Raw genomic sequence first — 21,231 nt, forward strand, 5'->3', positions numbered from 1 at the left:
TTAACGTAGTGCCATTGCAATATCAGCTAATTTTTTATCATTATTTTTTTTAAAATAGACCTTTTGATGTAAAAAAATATCAAAAGGAAATGGTGAGCGAATAAATTGCACCTCATCATTTGTGATCGTTGAAATATAATGAATATTTTCAGGCATAAAGCAATAACCTGCTCCTTCATCAATGCAATGCAATACATCAGCCATCTCTGTTAAACCTAAAGTATGATATTGGTAACCCTGTTTTTTTAATCTATCTAAAATTGTTGAAAATATCGGATTATGCAAAGAACTGTTCCTTTGTATTAACGTTTCTTTAGCAAAGAATGTTTTGGTATCTGAATATTTTTCAAAGAGTTTTTTATTAACCAATAAGCCGACTTTTTGAGTGCATAAATTAATTGTATTAATATTTTCATGTGAATAGTCAAATTCAAGAGAGGAGATCACAAGATCAAATTCTTTATCAAAGAGTTCCTCATTAATATCGTCAATATAGCCATCTTCTAAAGACAGTTTATATTGATTGTTTTTTTGTCTTATTTCCAATAATTTTGTTTTCAAATCTGGATAGTAAAGCCCATCTAACTTAATTGAAAGCAATGTCTTATCTTCATTTAAATCAAGGATCTGATTTTCGATTTTTCTAATTTTTTTATAATAAGGATATAGACTCTCATACAGTGTTTTTCCTGCCGGAGTAAGTGTCATTCCATTTTTTGAGCGCTTAATCAATGACTTACCGATTTTGGTTTCAAGTTCATTAATACCATGACGTAACGCAGATGGGGTGACATTAATTTTTTCGGCTGCTTTTACTAGACTTTGATAAGTCGCGACAGCAAAGAACTGATTTATTTTTCTTGAGAAAAACATGCAGGTGTTCTCCACAGAGACATATTAATTGAAATTAATAATCTGCTTGAATGAGATTTTTACATTGATATTTGTCAATAATATTTTTCTAGCGACTAAAAGTGAAAAATTATCGAAGATAAATTAAAAAAATAACATTGGCGACTAAATTTGATAATAAATAATAGTATTTTTTATAAATAACAAAATCAAATGATTGATTTTTTGTTATTACTATATTTTATTTATTACTTATGTCTATTTTTTTAATGTTATTTTTTATTGAAAATCGCCATCAACCTATAAAGCATAAAAAAACTCAATATCAAATTATAAAAAATTCAACTTTCATTTTTGTTTTTTTTGATATTTTAATTTTCGAGATGAAACGGCAATTTAATTATCTCTATTTTTAATTAACTTATATTGGGAAATATTTAATGAAAAACATTAATACACTTTTAACGAAAATGAAATCTTCTACCTCAGAAACTATTACATTAAAAGAATTAGCACCATTATCATTGCATGAAATACGGGCATTAAGTGATGAAAAATTAACTTGGGATGAAGCAAAAACATTATATACAGAGGCAAAAGAAGCTGCAAAACGTAATAAATTGAATGAATCTCATTATTTAGCGCGTAATAATCCTCAAGTACAAAATGCGGTCACGTTAGGTATTCAATCACAATCAGCACAAAGCCGTGCATTAAGTGATTGGATCCCAGAAAGAGGGGATACTTTTGTCGATGGCAAATCTGTGGCTTCTATGTTTTCACCAGCAGGTTATTTAACTGAGCTTTATCGTGAAGCAAAAGCCTTACATACTGAAAGCTCTGTTTATCATCTTGATAAACGTCGCCCTGATTTAGCGCAATTAGTGCTTTCTCAAGAAAATATGGATAAAGAAGTTTCTACACTTTCTTTATCTAATCAAATCCTAACCACTGCACTACAAAATAAATTAGGTAGTGGTAAAGATTTATTTCGTGAATTAGCGACTAACCGTTTAACTGGTGGCACTCCTTATCATCAACCTTATGAAACTATCCGCCAAGCTATTATGCTTCAAGATAGAAATCTTGAAGGTTTAATGTCATCCCCTGATGTGACTAAAACTTTAGATTCAGCACTGTTAGCGTCTATTCAAGCGGATATCTCTCCTGAACTTTATAATATTTTAACAGAGAATGTTGATAAAGATACTGATACTTTATTCAAGAAAAATTTCGGTAATCTTAATAAAGAAATATTAAAAAGTTCTCGTTTTCTCGCTGAATATTATGATGTTGATGTTAAAGATATCAGATTTATTTTAAAAGCATTTAATAAAAAAGAAGCGTTAACAAATAAAGAACTATTAAATATAAATAAAATTATTAGGCTGTATAAAGCGATAGGAATGCCTGTCTTATCTGTGATCACGGCAATTAAATCAAAAAATAGTGAATTTAATATTGATAAGGAAATATTAAGTTCTATTTTTCATATAAAGATGATGATGAATAATTATCATATTACCGTGGAACAGGCGATTGTGCTTAATGGTGGGTTAATTTCAAAAATATCTTTTGATAATACACCATCTCAATTTGATCAATTATTTAATAATCCACCACTTGATGATACGCTTTTGATTGACGATAATAAAGAGATCAGTTTTTATCACCCGTTAACTCCAGAGCAATCAATTCGTGTAAATATTTTAAAACGTGCTTTTAATGTGAATTATATTGAATTGAAGATGTTATGGCACTTAACATATAAAACTATGAGTATGTTTAATTGTAATTTACAAGATCTTTCTTTACTTTATCGTCTCCAATTAATAGCAAAAATTCACGGTTTATCTGTTAATGAATTAGTATTACTTATAGATATTTTACCTGCACCATTTAATGGCGCAATAAAAGACTATTCTACTTCAGATGAACTAGGTAATTTAATTCATACAATTAATGAATATATACAATTCGCTAAAAAAGAAAAATGGACGATAAGTGAATTGTTTTTAATTTGCTCATCAAAATATGACTCTGAATTTAGTTCTGAACTTGGAATTTTAATTGATAATTTAAAAACAATATTAAAAAACACACCAACAGATTATGACGAACAATTCTCAGTTGTTGTATCATTCATTGCCGCTGAAATGGGTATTGACTCTATTGAAAAAGCGAGCTGGATATTACATTGGGTTGATCTAGAACCGGGTAATAAATATCTAAAAGATATATTACCAATAATTATTAAAGATAATTTAACTCAACAAGATAAAGAAAATATTGCACTATTCTTTAATCGACTAAAAAAAACCACCTTGGTTTCAAATAAAATCGGGTTAAATAAGTATGCATTAGAAATTATCAGTGTCAAACCTAGTGCTTTTTATCCTAAAGAACCTCATGTGTTAACAATTGATAAAATAAAAAATATCACTCAATTCCATCATTTTATTTCGCAATGTGGCGATAGAGCGAATGAATTTTTAATTGAACTTAAAAATCAATCATTAACAACTGAAACAATGGCATCAATTTTAAATATTGATGAAGAAACTATTACTCAAGCCTTAGAATTAACACCAACCAAAGCATTAAAAGATTTTCAAAATATTACTGTTCTTATTCAATATATTGAATTATCTAAAACACTCGGTATTTCCCCAAATGACTTCAAATTATTAGTTGATTTAAAATACACGGAAAACAATGATGTAGAAGGTACTTATGATAATTGGAATAAACTTAGCCAAGTTATGCAGTCAGGTTTAAGCAGTGAAAAAACAGCACAACTTGTTCAATTAATGGATGAGAAAAAAGCGACAGTATTAACCCAATATTATGCCAATCAAAGCAGTAATCCATCATTAATCAGTCGAGACGATGTTTATCACCATTTATTAATTGATAACCAAGTTTCTGCTGAAATTATGACAACTGCGATTGCACAAGCGATTGCTAATATTCAATTTTATATCAATAACTGTTTATCTGGTGATGAAAAGGATGTTGATAAGAATGTGAAGGGGCGGACTTTCTTTGCGCAATGGAATGAGTTTAATAAACGTTATAGCACATGGGCTGGTGTTTCGAAATTAGTCTATTATCCTGAAAACTATGTTGACCCGACTATACGTATTGGGCAAACCAAAATGATGGATACCCTATTACAGTCTATTAGCCAAAATAGTGTTAATCGCGATACGGTAGAAGATGCCTTTAAAACCTATTTAACCTCATTTGAACAAATTGCGAATTTAGAAATATTAAGTGGTTATCATGATAGTGTGACATTAGATGATGGATTGACCTATTTTATTGGTCGAAATCCTGCAGATCAAATGAGCTATTATTGGCGCAGTGCTGACCATAGCAAAATTAAAGATGGTAAAATGGCGGCTAATGCGTGGACAGAATGGACTAAAATTGAAAATGGCTTAAATCCGTATAATGGTTTAATTCGCCCAGTCATTTTTAATAGCCGTTTATATATTGCTTGGATTGAAAAAAATGAAATAGCAAAAAATAATAATTCAAATACAGTCGAAAAGGAAATTAAATATAACTTAAAACTTTCTCATATTCGTTATGATGGTTCTTGGAGTACGCCTGTTAATTTTGAATTAAATAATAGTGTTTTTGAGGATAAAAATATTAATTTTTACTTATCTAGTAATGTGGAAAATGAGGAGTTAATATTATCTTTTTATAAAATAGATAATGACTATCCAGATAAACTTGATAAAAATAAATGTTTTATATTTAAAATCAAAGAGGAAATGAATGAAATTTCAATTCCGGAAGATACTGCTGGTATAATTTATGCTAATGTTAAGTATTATTTCGATTCTTATTCTGGAAATCAAGGTTTAACCAAGCGTATTAACAATCAATTTATTGCTAAAACTCAATCATCATATTTAATAAATAGTGATCCTTCAACAACAAATGGTAGTAATATCACGACAAGTGATTTTATTTCTCTTGATGGTAGTCAAGTTAACAAAGCACGTATTATTGATTTTAATAATGATAATATCAACTGTGAGGTATCAGCGTTTGTTAATTGTCATGTTAATGCCCCAGTTTATAATAATGAAATAATAAGAAAGCTATTCAAATCCAGTTCTATAAATCCTTCAGATCTTTATTATTTTACGACGCCTTTAGGTGGTCTGTCTGAGCGTGATAAAACGTTTACCTTAGAGCCTAGAAATTTAATTTTAATTTGTGTTATTAATAGTAAAAATAACGATTTATATATGTTTATTTACAATACTGAAAAAGATGAGTTAGATGATGTATATATAAAATATCTAGATAATTATGATAAATTAGGGATCTTCCTTATGCAGGACGGTATATCGTACTCTGCCGCAGGTCAACAATTTTCTCTTTCATTAGCGGATAAATTAATACCAAATAAATATAATGGGACTTTTAATAAAAATGCTGGAAAATTAAAAGTCGGTTTTACCCTTGGTAGAAATGGTAATATTTATTTACCACTCGATCTGGGCTTGAGAGATAGACGCCAAGCTGAATTTATATATGTGGATTTAGAGGTACTTGGTACTAGCTATATAGAAAATATTAATGATATTTCAATTAATCTAAGCTCTAAAACGGATAGTGTTAAAAAAGAATTTTCATTATCGACTTGGTCTTCTGGTTCATCTTCAATTAATGTCGGTGAAAATACTTATAATAGTAAAGATAATATTCTTAATTTAAACATTCCAACCAGTGAGTTTTTAGCAGATAACTCTTCTGTTTTAGATGTTAAAATTATCGTAACAGGTAAGACGACTGGAATTTTGGTTGAAAAAGAATTTAGTTTTGATATTAAAAAAATATTAATAGGGAAGCATGACGATGTCATTTTTATAAAGACAAATGCTAAAGGTGCTCAATATCTTTCTATGACTTTGAAAGATAAACCTACATTTATTCGTTTAAATACCTTATTTGCCCGCCAATTAGTTAAACGTGCCAATAAAGGAATTGATAGCATTTTAACCCTAGATACTCAACGTTTACCTGAACCTGCATTAGAGGGTAATACGGATGAAACGATGGACTTCAATGGTGCCAATGCGCTCTATTTTTGGGAGTTATTCTATTACACCCCAATGATGGTCGCCAGTGTGATGCTTGAAGGACATAACTATGATGAAGCTGGTCGCTGGTTACGTTATGTCTTTAGCCCGAATGGGTATATTGAGAATGGTATTCATGTTGATCGGGCTTGGAATTCACAACCGCTTTTGACTGATACCGCTTGGGATAAAGATCAACTTGATTCAACCGACCCTGATGCCGTGGCGCAAACTGACCCTATGCATTACAAGTTAGCGACTTTTATGAAGTGCCTCGATATTCTCATGGATCGTGGTGACAGTGCTTACCGTGTATTAGAGCGCGACGCATTAAATGAAGCCAAAATGTGGTATATGCAAGTGCTGAAATTGCTAGGTGATGAAACCGAATTATTAGGTGATAACGTATGGTCTTCTCCTAAATTAACAGAGGCAGCATCAAAAACCAAACAACCAACTCGTACGATGACTGAAGAAAGTGAAGAAACTGTATCACCGCGTACGGCTAACTCATTAACGTCACTCTTTTTACCGCAAATTAATGAAAAATTAGCGCAATATCGCGATACGCTAAAAATACGCTTGTTTAATTTACGTCACAATTTATCAATTGATGGGCAACCTTTGTCGTTAGCGATTTATGCAACTCCGGCTGATCCTAAAGCATTACAAAATGCAGCAGTCAATCAGTCTCAAGGTGGCAGTACATTGCCAAATGCAATGATGCCAGTACAGCGCTTTCCTGTGATTTTAAATAGTGCAAAATCTGTGGTTAGTCAGTTAATGCAGTTTGGTAGCTCGCTTGCTAGCATTACAGAGCGTCAAGATGCACAAGCATTATCAGAATTACTCTCTACGCAGGGTAGCGAGATTATTCTGCAAAATATAAAGTATCAAGCGAAAATCATTGAAGAATTTACGCATAGTGAAAAAGCACTAAAAGCCGTGCGTACGGGGGCTCAAAATCGCTGTGATCACTATAGCAAGTTGTATGATGAAAATATTAGTACATCAGAACAACAAGCAATGGATCTCTATTTAGCATCTTCTGTATTAAATACGGCAAGCCAAGGGTTGAATATTGCAGGAGCTGCTGCTGATTTAGTACCCAATATTTACGGTATGGCTGTGGGTGGCTCTCGTTTTGGGGCTATTTTTAATGCCACTTCAATTGGATTGCAATTATCAGGCTCTGCTACCCGTATTGCAGCAGATAGATTAAGCCAGTCTGAGGCTTATCGCCGTCGTCGTGAAGAATGGGAACTGGCTCGTGATAATGCAAAATCGGAGTTGGAACAAATTGATGCACAACTTGAAGCCCTGAAAGTACGTAAAGAAGCCGCGAATTTGCAGTTGGAGAGTATGAAGTTACAACAGCAACAAACGCAAGAGCACTTAACTTTCTTACAAAATAAATTTACCAATACAGCCCTGTATAACTGGTTACGCGGTAAATTAATGGCGATTTATAAGCCTTTCTACGACTTAACCGTATCTCGTTGTCGTATGGCGGAATTAGCTTATCAGTACGACTTAGGTGAAACTCAAACCTTTATTCGCCCTGGTGCATGGCAAGGTAACTATTCTGGTTTGATGGCGGGTGAAAGCTTAATGCATAACCTGACTCAGATGGAAAACAGCTACCTTGAAAAAGATAAGCGCACATTAGAAATTACCAAAATTGTTTCGCTGGACGATGTATATCAAGGCTTAAGTAGCAATCAATTTGGCTTTGATAAAGTGTCTGATGTTATCAACGGGAAAGCGACAATACTGGGTACCACAGAAAATGGTATCACGCTGAAAAATGGTCAATTACAAGCTTCAATTAAGCTCTCTGATTTAGCTATCGACAAAGATTATCCTGCTGATTTAGGTAAGTTACGTCGAGTTAAACAAATTAGTGTGACATTACCAGCATTAACAGGCACTTATCAGAATATAAGAGCAGTGCTGAATTATGGCGGTAGTGCGGTGAAACCAAGAGGTTGTAATGCAATTGCGATTTCTCATGGCATGAATGACAGTGGTCAATTCCAACTGAACTTCAATGATGATCGTTATCTGCCTTTTGAAGGTTTACCCGTGAATGATAACAGTACACTGACTTTAAGCTTCCCTGATGCAACAAGTAAGCAAAAAGAGATGTTACTGACATTAAACGACATCATTCTCCATATTAATTACACCATTCGTTAATTATCTAAATATTAATTACAGGCTCTTAACTGAGCCTGTAAGGAGTTCTACATGCAAAATTCAGAGAATTTAACCTTTGATGCGCCGAATTTACCAAAAGGTGGTGGTGCAGTTACAGGATTAACCGGCAATATGGGTGCCGTAGGTCCTGATGGTGCGGCGACTTTTAGCTTACCATTACCCATTAGCCAAGGTCGTGGTTATGCTCCTTCTTTAGGTTTGACGTATCAAAATCAAGCAGGCAATGGGGTATTTGGTTTCGGTTGGTCTGTGGGCGTGATGTCTATTCGTCGTCGTACTTCAAAAGGCGTGCCATCTTATTCTTCACAAGATGAGTTTATTGGGCCAGAAGGTGAAGTGATTGTGCCTGTTTTGAATAAAAAAGGCGACATTGAAAATACTCAACGTAATACATTATTAGGCGTAAAACTTGCACATCAATACCAAGTCACAACCTATCGTTCTCGTATTGAAAAAAGCTTTAGTCGTTTTGAATGTTGGTCATTAAATGAGGCTAATACTTCTGCTAATACACCAAAACAATTTTGGGTGATGTTGAGTGCAAATGGTGAGGTTCACTTATTTGGTTATGAAACCACAGCACAGATCGTGGATAGCCAAAACAGCGAGCATATTGCGCAATGGAACCTCAATGCTTCGGTTTCAGCAATGGGTGAACAAATTGAATATCACTATTGTGCTGAAGATGAAAAAGGTTGTGATAAACAAGAAATTCAATCACATAGCAATGCCAATACACAACGTTATTTAGAGAAAGTGTATTACGGTAATCCTGTGGGTGAACGCGCTTTCTCCTGTACTAAAAGCGATAATACATTACCGAAAAATGCTTTATTTACTTTAGTGTTTGATTACGGTGAGCGTAACAGTGCATTAGCCTCTTATCCGCAATGGCAGAGCAATTCAGACTGGACACTGCGTAAAGACTGTTTTTCGCTTTTCCATTACGGTTTTGAAGTCCGTACTCGTCGTTTATGTCGTCAAGTGCTGATGTATCACCGTATTGAAAGTTTAGAAAAACAAACAGCATTGGCGGAAACACCGGAATTAGTCGCTCGATTAACGCTTACTTATGATGAGTCAGCATCGGGTACGGTGTTAGTTTCAGCACAACAATCGGCTTTTAACGATAATAAAGATACACAGTCGTTAATAACATTGCCCCCTGTAAAATTTGATTGGCAAAAAGTCGGTACAACGAAACAAGCATTATGGCAATCACTGGATGAACTCAGATCTTTTACACCACAACAGCCTTATCAATATGTTGATTTATTAGGGGAAGGGCTTGCGGGTGTGTTGTATCAAGACAGTGGTGCTTGGTGGTATCGCGCACCAATGAGAAAAGAAGATAAGCAAAATCCTAATGCCATAACATGGGATAACCCTAAAAAACTCCCTGTTATTCCATCGTTACGTGGCTCAGCAACGCTGACTGATATTACGGGTGACGGCAAATTAGAATGGTTAGTCACACAAGGTAATGTAAACGGTTATTACATTCAGGATGACACTAAAGCAGAGAATTGGCTTAATTTTGTGCCACTTGGTGCCATACCTGTGGAATATTTTCATCCTAGAGCTGAAATTACCTCATTAACAGGCAGTGGTTTTGCTGATCTCGCCTTGATTGGTCCTCGCAGTATTCGTCTTTATGCTGGCTCAGCGCAAGGTTGGAAAGAAAGTAAAGAGATAATGCAGGCTGAAGGGGTGATCTTGCCGATTAAGAATATTAATCGTCGTGCTTTAGTCGCCTTTAGTGATGTTTTGGGCTCTGGACAACAACACCTAATTAAAGTGGATTATCAAGGAGTAACTTGTTGGATTCATCTCGGTGAGGGTAAATTTAGCAAACCAATCACTATTTCGGGATTTTCGGCAGATCGCCTTAAATTTAATCCTAACCAGCTCTATTTAGCCGATTTAGATGGTAGTGGTACAACTGATATCATTTATGCCCAATCTACTCATTTAGAAGTTTATTTTAACCAAAGTGGTAACCAATTTGTACGTGGTGATGATATCCCATTACCTAAAGGTGTGCGTTTTGATAATCAATGCCAATTGCAAGTAGCGGACGTTCAAGGTTTAGGTATTGCCAGTATTTTACTAACAAAATCTTATCCAACACCGCAACATTGGGTTCTTTCTTTGCAAAATAACAAACCGTGGTTATTAACCTCTATTAATAACAATATGGGGCTACTCCAAAAATTACACTACCGTAGTTCTGCCCAATATGGTTTGGACGAAAAATTAACTCGGCAACAACAAAATAAAGATAATGTAGTAAGTCATTTACCATTCCCTTTGCATACGCTTTGGAAAATTGACACGGTTGATGAAATTACACAAAGCCAGTTAACACAAACTTTTAATTATCGTTATGGTGTCTGGGACGGTAAAGAAAAAGAGTTTCGTGGTTTTGGTTGTGTTGAAGCTACGAACGCTGAATCATTTAAAAGTGAAGAAAATACGACGGATAAAACACCAAGTGTGTTAACCCGTCAATGGTTCTTAACGGGTAAATCTATTGTTGATGCTCAGCTTTATAACGAGTTTTGGCAAGGCGATAATGGTGCATTTCCCCATTTCTCACCACGTTTTACACAAGGTGAAGGAAGCGCTGAAAAGATCTGTGATAACACAGTGCGTCAAGAACAAGGCTATTGGCTTGAGCGTGGATTGCAAGGTCAATTGCTTCGAAAAGAGGTCTATGGACTAGATAATTCTGTTGTTTCCAGTGTGCCTTATGCTGTCACAGAACAGCGACCTCAAGTACGTCTAATTGAAATGCAAGGGCGCTCACCTGTAGTGATGCCTTCTGTAGTAGAAAGTCGTGAATATCACTATGAGCGTATTGCGACTGATCCAGTTTGTCATCAACAAATCGCTTTAGAACAAGATAGTTATGGTTTTGCCTCTAAAACTGTTTCTATTGATTATCCAAGACGAGTTAAAGGCACGGAAAATCCTTATCAGCATTATGAAAGCTTGCCAGAGACGTTATGGGCATCCAGTTATGATGAGCAACAAAATACACTGCGTTTAGGTTTATTGCGTCAAACTTGTCATCATATTAATCACCCTGAAAGACAGGTTTATCAGCTAAGTGTTATAGCAACAAGTCGCCAAGATATTTGGACATATGGGGCAGAAAAGCAGCCTAAAGAGGGGCTAAGTGTCGAAGCACTATTAGCCACCAATAATTTACTGACACAAAAATCAGTATTTGTTGGGCAACAACAGCTTGCTTATATGGATGTCAATGGAAGTGGCACATTGCTAGAGCCTGATTTTCCAGCTCGTTTAGCCTATAGCGAAAGTGCAGAATTAGATGAAGAAACTGCCAACGTTATTTCACAACCTTATCCCGATTTAGCACTGAATGACGTGATGACAAATGCGGGTTATCAGCAAAAAGCGTATTTGTTTGCGGATGAAACAGAAAAAGGCAATACGTTGTGGGTGAAACCACTATTAGGCATTACCCAATATGGCTCATTAGCGCAATTTTATAAGCCGCTTATTTATAAGCAATCTAACTTATCTTGTGAGTATAACTTATTATGGGATAAGCAATTTTGTGTGTTAATGGGAAAAGAGTCTCCACTCAATATACAAGATTTCCATCTTACTTATGATTGGCGCTTTTTGTCACCTAATTCAATGACGGATGCAAATGAAAATATTCATCAAGTGATGTTTGATGGTTTTGGGCGAGTAACGACAACACGTTTTTCAGGTAGCGAAAATGGCAAGCAAAGCGGTTATAGCGATAAGCCATTTATGATGCCGACAACGATTAATGATGCGTTAGCGTTGACATCAACACTGCCTATTGCAACAGGTTTTGTTTATATCACTGACAGTTGGATGTCCACATCTTCAAAATTACCACCTCATGCACTGCAAATTATGACCGACCGTTATGACAGCGATCCACAACAGCAAATTCGTCAACAAATTGCTTTTAGCGATGGTTTTGGTCGTTTATTGCAAACTTCCGTGAGAGTTGAAGCTGGAGACGCTTTCTTGCGCGATGAAAAAGGGATATTAGCAGTTGATAGTGCACAACAGGTACAGCAAAAAAGTACCACAACACGTTGGGCTATCTCAGGTGAAACAGAATATGACAATCAAGGAAATGTAAAGCGTGTTTATCAGCCTTATTTCCTCAATGATTGGCGTTATATCACCGATAGTTCTGCACAACCGAATCGTTTTGCAGATACCCATTATTACGATGCATTAAGTCGCTTATATCGAGTGAATACGGCAAAAAACTATCAGCGTAATATGATAGTAACACCTTGGTTTGTGGTCCAGGAAGATGAAAATGACACTCTAATGTAAGTTATTTATTGCCTATCAACGCGGGTTAATTGGCGATGTCGTTTAATCCGCTTAATTTAGGAATTTTATTATGCTAGTGGCGATCCCATCAGAAAGCGATGCGCTGGCTTGGATGATTATCGGTGGATTTTCAGCCTGGGGAGGTGTCGTGAGGTATTTAATGGAAATTAGGCAGAAAAAAATTAAGTGGTCTTGGTGTGGTATCACCAGCCAAGTCGTGATCTCTGTTTTTACAGGATTATTAGGAGGGTTATTAAGTTTTGAAAGTGGGGCAAGTCGTTATATGTCTTACATGATTGCAGGACTTTTTGGCTCAATGGGTAGTACAACTTTAATTTGGTTGTGGAACCGTGTTTTTGGTGTGAATAACCTTAAGGAGCCTAAATGAGCATATATACATTGAGTCAACGTAGCCAGAAAAATCTAGAAGGTGTGGATCAGGATTTAGTCCGAGTGGTTAATTTGGCACTGACATTTAGTGAATATGATTTCGTTGTTATTGAAGGGGTACGTTCATTAGCTCGACAAAAAGAGCTAATGAAGGAAGGTAAAAGTAAAACACTTAATAGCCGTCATTTAACAGGGCATGCCGTTGATATTGTGCCCTTAGTGAATGGTGCGATCCCTTGGCAAGATTGGTCAGTATTCGAGTCGGTATCAAAAGCGATGAAAAAAGCTGCTTATCAATTGAATGTTCGAATTAATTGGGGAGGAGATTGGGTTTCATTTCGTGATGGTCCCCATTACGAGCTTTGTAGAGAGGCAAGTCCATGAATATAAGTACTTTTTTACGCTTGGGCGTTAGAGGTGGTGTGGCAATAATTATTATTATCACATTACTGGTTATTCGTTATCAATATAACCAAATAAATCGACTTTCTGAACAAAATAGTCAGCTTGAATATCAACAACGCACATTGCAATCACAATTAGTGCAATGGCACGAACAAACGGAAAAAGTCTCTGAAACACTTATACATCAACAAAAGGAGCAACAAGCTTTAGAGGAAGAAAATCATGTTATACGCCAAGAGTTACGGCAGATTTTGGTTCAAACGCCTTGCGCTAATGAGCCTGTGCCTGATGCTGTTATCCAGTTGCAGCAAAACTCCCCCAATCATCGTTAAAGCGCCAGATAAATTTGTTCCTGCGCATTTGTTACAACCGTGCTCTGCACCATTTTTTAATGTGCAAGTGTGGGGGGATTATCCTGATTATGTGGCACGTTTAATGTTGATATTGGAGAAATGCAACACCGATAAAAAAGCGGTTGCTGACATATTAGCCTTAAAGGATCAGCGTAATAGCCATGAATTAGATCATAAAAAGAAAATCAATTAAGGGATCATAAAAATATGAAAAATCAACAATTAAACACAAGAACCCCAACCGTAGTGGTTCATGATAATCGCGGATCAACCATTCGTGAAATTAGTTATTGTCGTCATCCTGACACAATAAATAAAACCGATGAACGTATTACTCGTCACCATTATCATGCTCGCGGTTATTTAGAACACAGTATTGATGCAAGATTGTATGAAGCCCGGCAATCCGACTCAACTATTCAATCCAATATTCAGCAAACAGTTAGTTTAGGGGGAGCGTTATCACTTTCACAAGGTGTTGATAATGGGAATAGCTTTAATCTCAATGATATTGAGGGTGCGATTTCGCAACAGATTAATGCCAAAGGAACCGTCATAACCTATGAATATACCGATCCACGTTTTGAGCGAAATTTAGATAACATTAAAGAAGGAAAGCTAGGCGAAAGTAGCGCTAGAGTGGTACAGAAATTTAAGTGGGCTCAAGCTTGGGATGAATTTATTGCTAAAAATCAGGTAGGAAAATGCATTGAACACTTTGATATCGCAGGAAAGAAAACCGCCGATAGTTTTTCATTATTAGGTGGTGTGTTATCTGAAACGCAACAATTATATTTTGGAAGATATATTGATTTGAGTTCAAATAATGACGTTTCTAAAATAGAAAATTCAGAAAAATACACCACACAATATACCTATGATGCCACGGGAACAATATTAACTGAAACGGATTGTAAAGGGCATCAACGCCGCATGATTTATGATATTGCGGGTTTTGTTAAGCAGTCTTGGCTTACGCTAAAAGGACAATCAGAACAAATTATTTTACGTTCATTAACTTATTCAGCCGCAGGACAAAAATTACGTGAAGAGCAGGGTAATGGTTTGGTGACGACTTATGAATATGAGCCTGAAACCCAGCGTTTATTACATATTAAAACAGCACGCCTTCAAGGTCATGCATTAGGGGCGAAGATCATGCAAGATCTGCGTTATGAATACGATCCTGTCGGTAATATTATTTGTTTGAAAAATGATGCTGAAGCGACTCGCTACTGGCGTAATCAGAAAGTGGTGCCTGAAAATCGTTATGTATATGACTCACTCTATCAATTAGTGAGTGCGACAGGACGAGAATCAGTAAATCAGCAAACACCCGCGGCGATGCAATCTCAGACCATTACCACATTAGTCAAAGATACACAAAGCTATACCAATTATACGCGGTTATACGCTTATGATCGCGGTGGTAATTTAACGCAGATCCGACATAACTCTTCAATTGCACAACAAAGTTTTACTCAAGATATCGTTGTTTCAAATAAAACCAATCGAGCCTTATTAAAATCACAATGTGAAGATCCTAAAATGGTGGATAGCTATTTTGATGAGAGTGGTAATTTAATCAAGCTTCTCAATGGTGATGCCATTATTTGGGATGAACGTAATCATCTGAAAGCCACAAATCAGGTAATAGAGAGTGGTTTTTTATATGAAGGTGAAACTTACCAATACAATAATACAGGGCAACGTGTTACGAAAATACGGGGGCGTAAAGCAGCTTATGGCCATTTAGAAAAAGTTACGACGCATTATTTACCGAATATTGAAATATGGGAAGTAAATGAAAATCCGGTGACGGAAAAATATATCGTCGCGCAAGTAAACGCAGGCACAAGAGCAGGTGTGAGAGCATTGTGTTGGGAAATAGGTTCGCCTAAAGGGATTGAAAATAATTCACTGCGTTATAACTATGATGACGGTATGGGTAATAGCGGATTAGAAACCGATGGCCAAGGACAATTAGTCAGTTATGAAGAGTATTACCCTTATGGCGGGACTGCGATTTGGTCGAGTGAAAATGCGGTAGAAGCCGATTACAAAACTATTCGTTATTCGGGTAAAGAAAAAGATTCAACAGGAATGTATTACTACGGTTACCGTTATTATCAGCCGTGGATTGGTCGTTGGTTAAGTGCCGATCCCGCAGGTACGATTGATGGGCTAAATTTATATCGTATGGTGCGTAATAACCCCGTGACGTTACATGATCCTGATGGGCGAATGCCTAATAGCAGTTTCTCTCTTCTTTTCGCATCAGATGATATGAAGCTACAAAAGGGATCTATTACTCCGTTACGAAATCGTGGATTATTTGTGGGGAGTAATAAAGAAAGTTCTGAGGCGACATTGCCATTCGCTATCAGTCGATTTGATTCAGTTGAGCATAATCCTGTGTTAAGAGAGTATAGTCCGGAATTATTGAAACGAGGCGGTGATTTATACCAATCAGTTCATATCTTCCGAGGTTCTCAGGTTACGTCCCAAAAGCCTGGTGTTGGAACAGTAGGAACTTATTGGGGGCGCAAAACACTTTTTGATGATCTAACCGCTATTTATGTTACGAATGGTAGATCAGGCAGTGTGGGCATAAGCATTCAGTTGGATGATATTCAGGAGAAGAAACCCATTGTCATTACGTCAGGAGCTTTAAGTGGCTGTACGATGCAATACGCTGTAGATAAAGAAAAATTTTATGCAGTTCATACCGGACAAAAACCCGGCGACGATAGCTGGAAAACGGGTATTCAAGGAGTGAGCACAACACAACACAGCTTTAGAGCCCTGTCGGGTAAGAATTTATCGGTATCAGGAAATCATAATAATGACTTGATTGGTACATTAAGTGAGTTTGAACGTTCGGTAATAACTTATCTTGGGAAACAAGGCACGAGGATAGATCAAGTTCAAGAAAATGTCGCTGTATTTGATTATAACAATCAACATAAAGTATCTCGTTTTGAACCCAGAGCTGGCTATAGCTACGCTTTATTGGCTCGGGATACAGGAAAAGTCAATGTAAAAGTATTATCGGAAGATGTAACTATCAACAAGAATACCAGCAAAATTACTGTTCTTGACTCAATGAAAGTTCGTTTACGCTAACACATCGTTGTTACAAGAGAACATCGTTCACGATTGTACATTGATAGAATGTAATCTCGTTAAAATATATATCTAAAACATACAATCCGGTGAGGTAGTATTTTTGCCTCATTTGGGTTGTTTTTATCTTATCTTGATAATTTGAATGCTTTTAATAATGTGTAAAATAAAGTATTAAAAAATAATTTAATATATTGTTTCAATAATAAATCATCATCTAATTAATATTAATATGGCGTTTTATTCCCGTTTTAATATTAAATTAAATAGCGACATCGCTCACAAATATAAATAAATACATATTTAATTATCTTTTTTTGACTAATATCTAATGTGATTAACGCAATCATGATATTTAAAAATACTTATTAATAATTATGAGGTTTTATTATGAAGAAAAATAAACTTATGGTATTTACTGCAACGTTATTATTATCATCAGCGGGTTTTGTTTCAACAGCGTCAGCCGATGTAACATTAAAGCATGGATATATTGATGTTCCCCCCAGTAGAGCTTTCCTTTGTTCATCAAAAGGGGGCAATTTAAATAAAAACTGTGGTCCAATACAGTATGAGCCTCAATCTATTGAAGGACTTAAAGGTTTCCCTGAAGGTGGTCCAGCAGATGGTCAAATCGCCAGTGGCGGCAAAGAGGCTTTTTCTGCGTTAAATGCACAAAGTGCTGATCGTTGGCATAAAGTAGCAATGAAAAGTGGAGAAAATACCTTTAAATGGACATTAACTGCAAAGCACAGTACAGAATCATGGCGATTCTTTATTACTAAACCAGAATGGGATGTTAATAAACCACTGACTCGTGCTGATTTTGATTTAATACCATTCTGCCAACAAGATGATAATGGTAAAATACCAAAGGAAACCGTAGAGATAAATTGTAATATACCAGAGCGTTCTGGTTATCAGGTTATTTTAGGTGTTTGGGATATTGCGGATACAGGTAATGCTTTTTATCAAGTTATTGATGCTGAGTTTAAAAAATAACCAAGTTAATTGAAATTATTTTTTAATATCAATAAGAATGTTGGATATATATTATTCCATCTTAAATATAATCCGATCTTGGATATTAAATTAAAATCTTAAATTTAGATTGATAATTATTTATTTGTTAAATAAAAATAATAGACATTTATTATTGAAATTTAATCAATAGCGCCTTTGTGTGGGCGCTATTTTCATTGGATCGACTAGAAATCCTTCGCTCACAATGCTACTTTCTACGTTATACCTATAATTATTTAGCTTAAAAACCACATCATTGAGGCGCGATTATGGAAATCTATTTAGATACAGCGGATATCGAAGAAGTCAGAAAACTCTCTCAAGTTCTTCCTATTGCAGGTGTCACTACCAATCCGTCTATTATTGCTAAATCGGCACAAGATATTGAAACACTGTTACCTGAATTAAAAGCAGCCATGGGAGGCAAAGGCCGAGTATTTGCTCAGGTCATTGCCAGTGATGTCGATACCATGATTGAAGAAGCATTACGTATTGGCAATATTGCAGATAATACTGTGATTAAAATCCCAGTTACTGAAGCGGGACTTGTCGCCATTAAACAATTAAAACAAAAAAATATGCTGGTATTAGGTACCGCGATTTACAGTGTCTCACAAGGATTAATGGCAGCCTTAGCTGGGGCAGATTATATTGCACCTTATGTTCACCGAATGGATAGGCAAGGCTCTGATGGGGTAAGAGTGGTAAAAGAGTTACAAACATTGATTACCATGCATAATTTACCCACAAAAATCCTCGCTGCGAGCTTTAAAACACCCCGTCAGGTTGTTGATTGTTTATTAGCAGGGGCTTCTTCAGTGACATTACCGATTGAACTTGCTTACTCTATTATTCGCTCACCGGTTGTCGATGATGCAGTAAATAGATTTGCAGATGATTGGCAAACCGCATTTGAACGTCGTTTTTTATAATCAAATTAATAATATGAGACTAAGTGCTATAGCGCTATAGCGCTATAGCACTTAATTTATCCATTTTGGTATATTTAAGATATTAAACTTCACTTTTACTAATGTATTAATAACTAGATTTGGATGGCTTAAAATAAACGAATATTGATTTACATCTAATAATAAGCCACCTTTCTGGCAATCTAAATTTAGATCTATTACTATAATCTTAGTCTATAAATGGATTATTAATACAATTTATCTATTTTTTATTTTTTTGAAAAAATAGTTTATTTATCAATGAATTGTTATTTTTCTCTAAAAGCTGTTTTATATTTTAATATTTAATTAATTTTTTGTTTTTACTCGGTTTAATTATTATTGCTTTGGCTTTAATAATAAAGTAATAAATTGTGACAAGTGTGTTAATTAAAGAGTTTGGTTGTTAAAGATAAACTAAATATTATATTGATGGGGTTGTTAACTTACCAGATTAACAGGGAAAACCGATACTCCGCGGTGCAATGATAATTAACATATACAGTTATTATCTTTATTTAGCGATAAATAAAACTTTATTTGTGATACTGGAGTAAATATGTGCGAAGAATACATGAATAAGCCACTTTATCTATCAATTGCTGACTGGGTTCAAGCGCAAGAGCGTTGGGTAAGTGCGAAAGAAATTGCAACAAAATTCGATATTCCTCAATGCAATGCGATTAATATCGTTTCTTATATTCTTTCTGATGTAAAAGAAATCGAATGTGAAACGAAAAGTGTCCCTAATCAGTTAGAAGGTAGAGGATGTCAGTGCCAACGAATGATCAAAGTGAGTCATATCGATCCTCAACTTTATTCACGCTTAAAGGGCCATGTTCAGGGTAAAAGTAGTCAAAGTTCTCCTGAAAAATTAGCAGCGATGATCCCTCATGGATTAAACCATGAACAAAAATGGCAATGGATGTTATCAAAATCACAACGACGCTAACGTGACTTATTAAGTGGTAGGCTAAAAAACAATGACGACAGGCGCGTATAACGCCTGTCGCTGTTTGCTACTGACCTTTCGGTTTCACTTCTGTTGTGCCTCGTAAACGTGGGCGATTAGGCTCAGGTGCTGTTAAAGGCGTAGTTTCGACTAAGCTTTGACGACAGCGTACCGCTAAGTCTTGATATTCTCGAGTGTTCATCCGTTTCCATTCCATATCTTGTTCAGTAATATCACGGAAATGTTTGGCAGGACTGCCAATTAACATTTGGCGAGGTTGCCCTTGAAAACCCGCTTTTACAAAACTCATTGCGGCTACAATGCTTTCTTCACCAATCACTGCGCCGTCCATAATCACGCTGTTCATGCCGACTAAGCTATCACGCCCGATAATACAACTATGAAGAATGGCACCGTGTCCAATATGTCCATTTTCTCTAACAATGGTATCCATATCGGTATAACCGTGCATGATACAACCGTCTTGAAGGTTTGCACCTGCTTCGACAATTAAGCGTCCATAATCACCTCTTAATGAGGCTAAAGGGCCGATATAAACTCCTGCGCCTATAATTACATCACCAATTAATACTGCCGATGGGTGAATATAGGCGGTTGGGTGTACCACAGGAACAAGACCTTCAAACGCATAGATACTCATCCGTTTTCCTCTTTGTTGTATTATCGAAACACGAGATAATTACCGTCCTTTCCATTCAGGGGCACGTTTTTCAGCAAAGGCAAGTGGCCCTTCTGTGGCATCTTCTGAATGGAGAACACTTGGGTAATGTTTTAATACACCACTGCGCATTAATTTGTAGCCTTCTTCAATAGAAAGCTCACTGGTAGCACGATAGATCTCTTTTAATGCTGCAACGGCCAGTGGGGCGCTATTAGCGATTTGGTCTGCGAGTTCACGAGCACTATCCATTAATTGTGCAGAGCTCACAACACGGTTTGTAATGCCCCAACGTAATGCTTCATCCGCATTCATGCGACGGCCTGTCATCAGCATTTCATTGACAATCGCAGGTGGTAAACGCTTAGGTAAACGCAGTACACCACCACTATCTGGCACGATCCCCAGCTGTGCTTCAGGTAATGCAAAAGAAGCGTTGTCTGAGCACACCATCATGTCGGCAGCGAGTGCTAATTCAAATCCACCACCAAACGCATAGCCGTTAACCGCCGCAATGACAGGTTTATCTAGATTGAAAAGCTCGGTTAAACCAGCAAAACCGCCCGCACCGAAATCAGCGTCAGGAGCTTCACCTTCAGCCGCTGCTTTTAAATCCCATCCTGCCGAGAAAAAGCGTTCGCCTGCACCAGTAATAATCGCGACACGTAAGCTAGGATCATCACGAAAACGAAGGAAAACTTCTCCCATTTCATGACTGGTTTTTGCATCAATAGCATTGGCTTTTGGTCTATCTAATACAATTTCAAGTACTGAACCACGTGTTGTTAAGTGTAATGATTGGCTCATGTTGTATTCCTTT

13 protein-coding genes are annotated in these 21,231 nt (G+C 36.1%); 10 read left to right on the top strand and 3 right to left on the bottom strand.

The genetic code is table 11. The features are described 5' to 3' along the window. The gene (locus ABN256_RS10580; protein WP_196554513.1) at nucleotides 1-873 is read right to left on the bottom strand and encodes a LysR family transcriptional regulator; all 873 of its coding nucleotides are present in this window, start codon (nucleotides 871-873) and stop codon (nucleotides 1-3) included. A gap of 419 nt (nucleotides 874-1,292) precedes the next feature. Here ABN256_RS10580 and ABN256_RS10585 point away from each other — a divergent pair, with 419 nt between their 5' ends. The 10 genes from ABN256_RS10585 (at nucleotide 1,293) to caiF (ending at nucleotide 19,732) form a co-directional block, all read left to right on the top strand. Beyond that, nucleotides 1,293-8,156: a Tc toxin subunit A-related protein gene (locus ABN256_RS10585; RefSeq protein ID WP_349439461.1), complete on the top strand. Its 6,864-nt coding sequence runs from the start codon at nucleotides 1,293-1,295 to the stop codon at nucleotides 8,154-8,156. Nucleotides 8,157-8,207: 51 nt separating this feature from the next. After that, entirely contained in the window at nucleotides 8,208-12,533 is a 4,326-nt protein-coding gene (locus ABN256_RS10590; RefSeq protein WP_349439462.1) for a SpvB/TcaC N-terminal domain-containing protein, read from the top strand. Nucleotides 12,534-12,603: 70 nt separating this feature from the next. After that, the gene (locus tag ABN256_RS10595) at nucleotides 12,604-12,921 is read left to right on the top strand and encodes a phage holin family protein (protein ID WP_196554510.1); all 318 of its coding nucleotides are present in this window, start codon (nucleotides 12,604-12,606) and stop codon (nucleotides 12,919-12,921) included. Beyond that, nucleotides 12,918-13,307 (top strand): M15 family metallopeptidase, encoded by a 390-nt coding sequence (locus ABN256_RS10600; RefSeq protein ID WP_196554509.1) that lies wholly within the window; start codon nucleotides 12,918-12,920, stop codon nucleotides 13,305-13,307. Before ABN256_RS10595 ends, ABN256_RS10600 begins: the two co-directional genes overlap by 4 nt. After that, entirely contained in the window at nucleotides 13,304-13,660 is a 357-nt protein-coding gene (locus tag ABN256_RS10605; RefSeq protein WP_196554508.1) for a hypothetical protein, read from the top strand. Before ABN256_RS10600 ends, ABN256_RS10605 begins: the two co-directional genes overlap by 4 nt. Beyond that, complete coding sequence (lysC, locus tag ABN256_RS19225) at nucleotides 13,617-13,874, top strand: Rz1-like lysis system protein LysC (RefSeq protein WP_196554507.1); 258 nt, start codon at nucleotides 13,617-13,619, stop codon at nucleotides 13,872-13,874. The genes ABN256_RS10605 and lysC overlap by 44 nt, the downstream gene beginning before the upstream one ends. Before the next feature lie 14 nt (nucleotides 13,875-13,888). After that, nucleotides 13,889-16,807 carry a cytotoxic necrotizing factor Rho-activating domain-containing protein gene (locus tag ABN256_RS10610; RefSeq protein WP_349439463.1) on the top strand — a complete coding sequence of 973 codons (2,919 nt, stop codon included), beginning with the start codon at nucleotides 13,889-13,891 and terminating at the stop codon, nucleotides 16,805-16,807. 390 nt (nucleotides 16,808-17,197) lie between these two features. Beyond that, the gene (locus ABN256_RS10615) at nucleotides 17,198-17,809 is read left to right on the top strand and encodes a lytic polysaccharide monooxygenase (RefSeq protein WP_196554505.1); all 612 of its coding nucleotides are present in this window, start codon (nucleotides 17,198-17,200) and stop codon (nucleotides 17,807-17,809) included. A gap of 290 nt (nucleotides 17,810-18,099) precedes the next feature. Beyond that, nucleotides 18,100-18,762: a fructose-6-phosphate aldolase gene (fsa, locus tag ABN256_RS10620; protein ID WP_072069084.1), complete on the top strand. Its 663-nt coding sequence runs from the start codon at nucleotides 18,100-18,102 to the stop codon at nucleotides 18,760-18,762. A 577-nt stretch (nucleotides 18,763-19,339) separates the two neighbouring features. Continuing rightward, a complete protein-coding gene (gene caiF, locus ABN256_RS10625) occupies nucleotides 19,340-19,732 on the top strand; it encodes a carnitine metabolism transcriptional regulator CaiF (protein ID WP_072069083.1) in 393 nt (130 codons plus the stop codon). Between the two features lie 67 nt (nucleotides 19,733-19,799). Here the strand turns inward: caiF and caiE are convergent, their stop codons facing one another. After that, nucleotides 19,800-20,393 (bottom strand): carnitine operon protein CaiE, encoded by a 594-nt coding sequence (gene caiE / locus ABN256_RS10630; protein ID WP_072069082.1) that lies wholly within the window; start codon nucleotides 20,391-20,393, stop codon nucleotides 19,800-19,802. Between the two features lie 39 nt (nucleotides 20,394-20,432). Further along, complete coding sequence (gene caiD / locus ABN256_RS10635; protein WP_115350255.1) at nucleotides 20,433-21,218, bottom strand: crotonobetainyl-CoA hydratase; 786 nt, start codon at nucleotides 21,216-21,218, stop codon at nucleotides 20,433-20,435. Nucleotides 21,219-21,231 lie beyond the last annotated feature (13 nt).

This window comes from Proteus sp. fly-1008, from assembly GCF_040140305.1.
Classification (GTDB): Bacteria; Pseudomonadota; Gammaproteobacteria; order Enterobacterales; family Enterobacteriaceae; genus Proteus; species Proteus vulgaris_B.

Coding starts and splice junctions, on each gene's coding strand:
- ABN256_RS10580 (WP_196554513.1), bottom strand. CDS start 873: ATGTTTTTCTCAAGAAAAATAAATCAGTTCTTTGCTGTCGCGACTTAT.
- ABN256_RS10585 (WP_349439461.1), top strand. CDS start 1,293: ATGAAAAACATTAATACACTTTTAACGAAAATGAAATCTTCTACCTCA.
- ABN256_RS10590 (WP_349439462.1), top strand. CDS start 8,208: ATGCAAAATTCAGAGAATTTAACCTTTGATGCGCCGAATTTACCAAAA.
- ABN256_RS10595 (WP_196554510.1), top strand. CDS start 12,604: ATGCTAGTGGCGATCCCATCAGAAAGCGATGCGCTGGCTTGGATGATT.
- ABN256_RS10600 (WP_196554509.1), top strand. CDS start 12,918: ATGAGCATATATACATTGAGTCAACGTAGCCAGAAAAATCTAGAAGGT.
- ABN256_RS10605 (WP_196554508.1), top strand. CDS start 13,304: ATGAATATAAGTACTTTTTTACGCTTGGGCGTTAGAGGTGGTGTGGCA.
- lysC (WP_196554507.1), top strand. CDS start 13,617: ATGCTGTTATCCAGTTGCAGCAAAACTCCCCCAATCATCGTTAAAGCG.
- ABN256_RS10610 (WP_349439463.1), top strand. CDS start 13,889: ATGAAAAATCAACAATTAAACACAAGAACCCCAACCGTAGTGGTTCAT.
- ABN256_RS10615 (WP_196554505.1), top strand. CDS start 17,198: ATGAAGAAAAATAAACTTATGGTATTTACTGCAACGTTATTATTATCA.
- fsa (WP_072069084.1), top strand. CDS start 18,100: ATGGAAATCTATTTAGATACAGCGGATATCGAAGAAGTCAGAAAACTC.
- caiF (WP_072069083.1), top strand. CDS start 19,340: ATGTGCGAAGAATACATGAATAAGCCACTTTATCTATCAATTGCTGAC.
- caiE (WP_072069082.1), bottom strand. CDS start 20,393: ATGAGTATCTATGCGTTTGAAGGTCTTGTTCCTGTGGTACACCCAACC.
- caiD (WP_115350255.1), bottom strand. CDS start 21,218: ATGAGCCAATCATTACACTTAACAACACGTGGTTCAGTACTTGAAATT.